This window comes from Levilactobacillus angrenensis (genome assembly GCF_003946085.1).
GTDB classification, from domain to species: domain Bacteria; phylum Bacillota; class Bacilli; order Lactobacillales; family Lactobacillaceae; genus Levilactobacillus; species Levilactobacillus angrenensis.
Genome location: NZ_RHOB01000034.1, coordinates 1 through 7,595, shown reverse-complemented (window position 1 = coordinate 7,595; position 7,595 = coordinate 1). Strand labels below are relative to the sequence as shown.

Here is a 7,595-nt window from a genome sequence, read left to right as displayed (position 1 = left end):
TCACAAAAGGTTTCGATTTTAATTCGTTCGGAATAGGTTATACTAGACAAAAGATCAGCTCCTAAAAGATGGGTTTGTGGTAAACACCATTTTAAAGGAAGCTGATCTTTTTTGTCCGAACAGCGTTCGGATTAATTTTACAATCTACCAAATTATGAAGCCTAAACGCTAATCTGTTCGCGTATAATAAACTAGTGAGTAATTTAAAGGTGGGGGAAGGAATGTTTTTATGTTGGAACTGTCATTTGAAAAAGAAGTTGTTAAAACCTTAACGACCGGAAGTAATCAATGGGTGGAACGAAAAGACCTGTATGGTGCGACGCCGGATCAATTATGGGCTAATTTTCGCGATAAATTAAATAACAATAACTATGCTAAATTGCAGGGACACCCTTTAACTGATACCGAATTTAATCAGGTTAAACGGGCGATTGAGGTCCGGACACCTTACGAAGCAGCTAAGTTACTAACCGCCGAAAATGGCATTGGCAAAGTTGAAGTTGAACGTGATGATGCTAAGCTGGGCACGGTGACGCTCGAGTTGTTTTGGAAAGCGGACGTTGCTGGCGGTAAATCTAGTTATGAAGTGGTGCGACAAGCAGTGCGACCACGGTTAGCTGGTACTCAAGATGTCGATCCTGATCGCCGTTTTGACGTAACCCTATTGATTAATGGGTTACCCTTAATTCAATTGGAACTAAAAAAAGCCACGGTCGAACTTAACCAGGCTTTTAATCAAATTGAAAAATACGCGCAGGAAGGTAAATATACGGGAATTTACTCGCTGTTGCAAATGTTTGTGATTATGACGCCGGATAGTACGGCGTATTTTGCGAATGCCGAACCGGATCATTTCAATAAAGCCTTTTTGTTTAATTGGCGGACGCGGGATAATCACCCCGTGGAAAACGGCTTAGCGTTCACGCGCCAAGTCCTTAATATTCCCATGGCTCACAAAATGGTCAGTGAATATACGGTCATCGACCAAGAGCGGCAAAGCCTAATTCTCTTACGGCCTTACCAGATTTATGCTATTGAAGCCGTGATGCACCGGATTCACGACCATCAAGATGGCTTTGTTTGGCATACCACGGGTTCTGGTAAAACGCTCACTTCATATAAAACCGCTAAATTAGCTGCGCAAGATCCTGGTGTCGATAAGGTCATCTTTTTAGTTGACCGGCGGGATTTAGACGAACAGACAACTAGCAACTTTAGTGCCTATGCTGCCAATGACGATATTGCCATTAACGAAGCCCAAAATACCGGTGATTTAATGCGTAAGTTGCAACAAAACGACGGTAAGGTCTTGGTCACCTCGATTCAAAAACTTCATCGGGCGGTCAAAAAAACGCAAGCCCAGTTGGCAACCGGTAAGCAATCCCGCTTTAGTAAGACTTTAAAGCAACGGGTGATCTTCTTTGTTGACGAAGCCCACCGGTCGCAGTTTGGTAAGATGCAAAAGGAAATTCGGGCAGCGTTTGTCAATAGTAATTGGTATGGTTACACCGGCACCCCCATCTTTAATGAAAATAAGAAACAGCTCAAGGGTGATCTAGCGGTCACGACTGAGGAGCTATTTGGTAAAGTCTGTCACGTTTATAACTTGCGAGATGCCTTAGAGGACCAAGCCGTGTTACCGTTTAACGTCGAACATGTAACAACAATTGGCAAAGATACGTTAATAACCCGGGCCCTCGAGAAAGAAACCCAGCGCGTCAAAGCACGTCGCGATAAGCAAGGCCGCCTGCTGAATACAGCTGATGAAACAAAAATTCAAGCCAAGATTCAAGCGATGTCAGTCAAGGACTTGGAAGAAACGTATTTAACTCCGGCTGACTTTGAGACCGATGAACATATTAACCAAGTTGTTCAATATATTTTACAAAAAGGCCCGCGTAAAACGAGTTTGGGTCATGGCAACTACAATGCTATTTTGACCACCAGTTCCATTGAAATGGCGCAACGCTATTATCAAGCCTTTAAAGCCGCTAAAAAGACTACTCACAATCAGCTAGATCCTGATTGGCCCCGGATTGCGATTACTTATTCATTAAGTGAAAACGAAGATCAGAGTGCGCACAAACATGACCAAATGGCCACCATTTTAAAAGATTATAACCAGCAGTATCACACTAATTTTGATTTAGCCGATCTGAATCTCTATAACGAAGATGTCGCAAAACGGGCTGCTCGGCGTGAGGCGGTCTTTGCTCATTTACAAACGGATCAAGAAATAAATTTAGTGATTGTCGTACGCCGTTTATTAACAGGCTTTGATGCCCCTCGGCTAAACACGCTCTTTGTTGACCGCACCTTAGCTTATCAAGAACTCATTCAAGCCTACTCACGCACCAACCGGCTCCAAAACCGGGAATTAAAACAAGAAGGCCAAATTGTGACCTTTCGGGTGCCAGCAATCATGGAAGCTAATGAACGTGAAGCTTACAAGTTATATAGTGGCGAAGGCTCCTTTAATGTCATCATTCGTCCCACTTATCAGCAGGCCGTCTTAAAATTTCAAAAGGCCGTGGTCGATTTAAAAACCATTGCCCCGACGCCGACGGCGGCCGATGACCTGAAAGGAACCACGGCCAAGGTGCAATTTGTGAAAGCCTTTCGCCAAGTGAATCAACAATTGAACTCGCTATCGATGTACAATGATTTTACTTGGGAGAACAGCGAAAAGGCCTTTGGGATCGCTCAGTCCGAAGTAGAGTCCTATACGGGTAAATATCTGCGAATCAAAGCGGCGGTTACTAACCAAGAACCTGAAAAAGTCCCCGAAGAATTAGCGGCTTTAGACTTTTCCTTAGCCGTTGGCTCAGTCGTCTTGGTGGACTATGATTATTTGACGCAATTAATTCAAGACTGGATTGATGAACAGCAACGGTACTCGACACCCGATCAGGCCCAAGCGCATATGACGGATTACCTGCAAAATAGTGCCAAAGTCCAGGCTAGTTTGAATAAATTAGCGGAAACACAACCGCAACAGGCCCAATTAATTCGCGAAGCCATGCCCTATATTGAGCAACAAATGCAACAGTCGCAGCAACAGAGTGACCCAAATCAAGCACCAGTAGCGTTGAACGCTCGGGAGTTGGTGGCTGATTACGCCCAGAAACAATTGGTCCAAAAAACGACGACCTTTGCCCATACGTGGGGCTTAGATCAAGCAGCCCTATTGCGAGTGGCGCGTGAACACACCGTGGGAACTGATGAATGGCATCATGAACAAGAATTAACGCAGTCAGCGAATTTAGCAGCGGCCTTACAAGCTCAAACTGCCACTGGACCGAAGATTCCAGCTATTTTGCCACTATACCGGATTAAATCCCAAGCCGCTTGGCGGCAGTTTATTGAACACGATTTAGCAATCTATTTACAAAAATAAGTGAGGTTAAACAATGTCAGAAAAAACAACGCAAGCTAGTCAACTTGAAAGCGCCCTATGGAATGCAGCCGATGTCTTACGCGGGAAAATGGACGCTTCCGAATATAAAAATTACTTGTTAGGGTTAATTTTTTATCGGTTTCTATCCGAGAAAACCTTAACAACCTTTAGTGATTGGGCGGGTGAAACCGAAAATGTCACCCAGAAATATGCCCAGTATATGGATCCTCAGTTTGAGTTGGAAGGCATCGCGGTACAGCCCAGTTTAGTTGAGTATTTGCAAAACACACTCGGCTATTTAATTCAACCCCAGGCGTTGTACGCCACCCTGATTGGCAAGATTCAAGCCCATACTTTTGCATTAGATGATTTATCCCAAGCACTTCATGATCTGGAACAGTCGACGCAAAATCTATCGTCAGCACAAGACTTTTCGGGCTTGTTTGCCGATGTGGATTTAAGTAGTAGTAAATTGGGCAGTTCTTTACAACAACGGAACCAAACCATTAGTGATACCATGTTAGCTTTGAATGCGATTGATCTCGTTCATCATCAAGGCGACGTCTTAGGTGACGCCTATGAATACTTAATTGCGCAATTTGCCAGTGATTCTGGTAAGAAAGCGGGGGAATTTTATACCCCGCGGCAAGTGTCCGACATTATTGCCCAGATTGTGACTTATCAGCGCAATGCAGGTGATAAACAAGTGCGGACTATCTATGATCCAGCAGTTGGTTCTGGTTCACTGCTGTTGAATGTGGGACAACATGTGCAAGACCCCAATTTAGTGAGTTATCACGGCCAAGAATTGAACACCACGACCTATAACCTGGCCCGTATGAACCTCATGTTACATGGCGTCTCGTATGACGATATGCACTTACGCAATGGTGACACGTTAAGTAAAGATTGGCCGGTTGACGAACCTTACTTATTTGATGCGGTCGTCATGAACCCGCCCTACTCGGCACACTGGGATAACAGTGACAAACGCTTGTCCGATCCCCGCTTCCGCGACTATGGCGTCTTACCGCCTAAATCTAAAGCCGACTTTGCCTTTCTGCTACACGGCTTTTATCATTTGCAGGAACACGGGACTATGGGCATTGTCTTACCCCATGGCGTGTTATTTCGGGGGGCTAAGGAAGGTAAGATTCGTCAAAAGCTTCTGCTGGATAACCGGATTGATGCCATTATTGGGCTACCCGCTAATATCTTTCATTCCACCAGTATTCCAACGTTGATTATGATTTTAAAGAAACACAAAACCACTGATGACGTCTTATTTATTGATGCGTCCTGGGAATTTGAAAAGGACAAGAATCAAAATAAGCTAACGGCAGCCAATATTCAAAAAATTGTGACCACTTATCAAAACCGACAAGATGTCGATAAATATGCCCACGTGGCCTCACCGGCGGAAATCAAGGAGAATGACTACAACTTAAATATTCCGCGCTACGTTGATACGTTTGAACCGGAACCCGAGATCGATCTGGACCAAGTTAAAGCTGATCTGAAGCAATTGGACGAGGAAATCAGTCAAAGTGACCAGGCCTTTAACGAGTTAGCCAGCCAGTTAGTAGCCACCCACGTTAATAACCAATCAAAACCGGAGGACCACAATGAAAGATAACCAAGCTAAATATCCACAATTAAGATTTAAAGACTTCGATGATCCTTGGGAACAGCGTAAATTGGGGAAAATTGGAAAAACTTTCACAGGATTGTCCGGTAAAACAAAAGAGGATTTCGGTCATGGTGATGCAAAATTTGTGACATACATGAATGTATTTAGCAATCCAGTATCAGATTTAGAAATGATAGATAATATTGAAGTTGATGCAAAACAAAATTCAGTTGAGTATGGTGATGTGTTCTTTACAACATCATCTGAAACACCAGAAGAAGTAGGAATGTCCTCTGTTTGGCTAGGGAATAAAGATAATGTGTATTTAAATAGTTTTAGCTTTGGCTATCGTCCTGATAAAATATTCGCCCCATATTATCTTGCGTTTATGCTTCGCTCACCAGTAATTCGTAGGAAATTTATGTTTCTAGCTCAAGGAATTTCACGATATAACATTTCTAAAACAAAGGTCATGAATATGGAAGTTCCAGTTCCTAAACTCGAAGAACAACAACAAATTGGTTCGTTCTTCAAGCAGTTAGACAATACTATCGCTCTTCATCAGCGTAAGTTAGCTAAGCTTAAGAAACTTAAACAGGGCTATTTGCAGAAATTGTTCCCCAAAAATGGTAGCAAGTTCCCGCAATTAAGATTTGCAGGGTTTGCTGACGCTTGGGAAGAGCGTAAGTTAGGTGATTTGGCTACTAGTTTCGAATATGGACTTAATGCATCAGCTAAAGAATTTGATGGAATCCATAAATATATTCGCATTACAGATATAGATGATTCGAGTCGAAAATTTGATCATGAATCTTTAACTTCTCCTGATATAGACTTAAGTTCAGCAGATAACTATAAATTACAATATGGCGATATTTTATTTGCTCGTACTGGAGCAAGTGTAGGAAAAACTTATATATACAGTGATTCTGATGGATTGGTCTACTATGCAGGTTTCCTAATAAGAGCAAGAATAAAATCTGGAGTTGATTCAAATTTTATATTTCAGCATACACTCACAAGTTCTTACGAAAATTTTATTCGAGTTACATCACAAAGATCAGGACAGCCTGGGGTAAATGCAAAAGAATACTCTATCTTTGAAATAAGTGTCCCAAGTTATGAAGAACAACAAAGAATCGGATCATTCTTCAAACAGTTAGACAATACTATCGCTCTTCATCAGCGTAAGCTTGAAAAACTCCAAGAACTTAAAAAAGGGTATCTACAAAAGATGTTTTGCTGATTCTTAATTTGATCAAATTTAGGATCCTATGAAACCCCATGACTTAATTTTTATTGTGCTTGGTCAATACTTAATTCACTTGTATAATGGATTACGCAGGAAGTTTTAAGGGCGGTGGCTGTCTTTTCCCTTGCGAGGTGAGGCCCATGGGAACATGGAATAATCTTCAGGAAGGTTTCACAGTCAATGAGCGTCTTCCAGACACTCTCGTTGATGTTGCTGTTTGCAATGTTTATTTTAGCGTTGCTAACATACATCGACAAAAGGAACAAATAAAAAAGCCGCCCTGCGTAACTTTGGCTAGGTTACAGGGTGACTCAACTATCATTTTTTAACTAATGCCACCGCCTTTGAAGCGGCTTGCGCGGGAAGTCTTGTTAGCGCAAGACTTCCTTTTTCTATTACATTATAGCATGTCCCTTAAAAACTGGCTAACGTTTTAGGCTTTGATCAGGTTCAGAATCTGGTTGTTTAATTTCTGGATTCTGTTTAGCAAATGCTTTCAGTTGTTTTTGAGTTCGATCACTAATTTCTTGGTGCACATCGTTTAACTGATTTTTTAATTGCGCTTTTTGTTGTGGACTAGTTGTTTGTTGAATTTGTTGTTGCAAGCCTTGGTAGGACTGATTAAGATCATGGGCTAATAACTTTTTTAGATCATGCTCAGGCTCTTTTTGGGCTTCTTGTAAGCCTAATTGTTTGATTAACCCGTCGCTAAGCTCAATCACTTTGTTGCTCACTTGCTGGATCTCACTTAAAGCACTATGGATCACGGCTTTATCTTTAGCCCAGGTGGCCACGTAACCGAGTGAGTAGTTGCTGGTATCAACGCCAATATTTTGCATGGCAACATACGCAACCGCTTCGGCTTGGGTTTCCTGATAGGCTCGTGGCCGATCTTTAAAGGCTGATTTTAACCCATGTAACTGACTATGCGCATATTCATGATATAACGTCTTCAATTTTAAAGCATTATCGGGCTCATCGCCACTAATGACGATTTCATTAGTGCTGGGTTGAAAATACCCCTTAGCCCCATTTAGCGTCGCTAAAGGCACTTCACTGACTTTAAGGTCGGTTTGCTGGTTTAAATAATATTTGAACGCGTTATATAAGCTTGTCACATTCTGATGATCGGCCAAATTTTCTTTGACAAAGTCTTTAGCACTTAATACTGGTTCACCGCTAGTTTGTGCCACATCAAAGACGGGTAGATAGCGATAACCGACAATGGCGCGCTCATCGGTGGTATCAAGATGCTTCTGCTCGGCTGGTGTTAGCTTCTTAATGATCGGAGCCGCAATCCGAATCGCTTTTGCGCC

Annotated in this window: 5 protein-coding genes; 4 read left to right on the top strand and 1 reads right to left on the bottom strand. The window is 42.3% G+C overall.

Going from position 1 to position 7,595, the window contains the following annotated elements:
• Nucleotides 1-229 precede the first annotated feature (229 nt).
• The 4 genes from EKM83_RS12495 to EKM83_RS13570 all read left to right on the top strand — a co-directional run bounded on the left by EKM83_RS12495 (nucleotide 230) and on the right by EKM83_RS13570 (nucleotide 6,549).
• A complete protein-coding gene (locus EKM83_RS12495) occupies nucleotides 230-3,397 on the top strand; it encodes a type I restriction endonuclease subunit R (protein WP_125577888.1) in 3,168 nt (1,055 codons plus the stop codon).
• Nucleotides 3,398-3,410: 13 nt separating this feature from the next.
• The gene (locus tag EKM83_RS12490) at nucleotides 3,411-5,033 is read left to right on the top strand and encodes a type I restriction-modification system subunit M (protein WP_125577886.1); all 1,623 of its coding nucleotides are present in this window, start codon (nucleotides 3,411-3,413) and stop codon (nucleotides 5,031-5,033) included.
• Entirely contained in the window at nucleotides 5,023-6,273 is a 1,251-nt protein-coding gene (locus tag EKM83_RS12485) for a restriction endonuclease subunit S (RefSeq protein WP_125577884.1), read from the top strand. Before EKM83_RS12490 ends, EKM83_RS12485 begins: the two co-directional genes overlap by 11 nt.
• Nucleotides 6,274-6,459: 186 nt before the next feature.
• Entirely contained in the window at nucleotides 6,460-6,549 is a 90-nt protein-coding gene (locus EKM83_RS13570) for a putative holin-like toxin (RefSeq protein WP_072672334.1), read from the top strand.
• Nucleotides 6,550-6,704: 155 nt separating this feature from the next.
• Here EKM83_RS13570 and EKM83_RS12475 read toward each other — a convergent pair.
• Nucleotides 6,705-7,595 (bottom strand): M78 family metallopeptidase domain-containing protein (locus EKM83_RS12475; protein ID WP_125577882.1); only part of this gene is annotated, 891 nt, incomplete at its 5' end.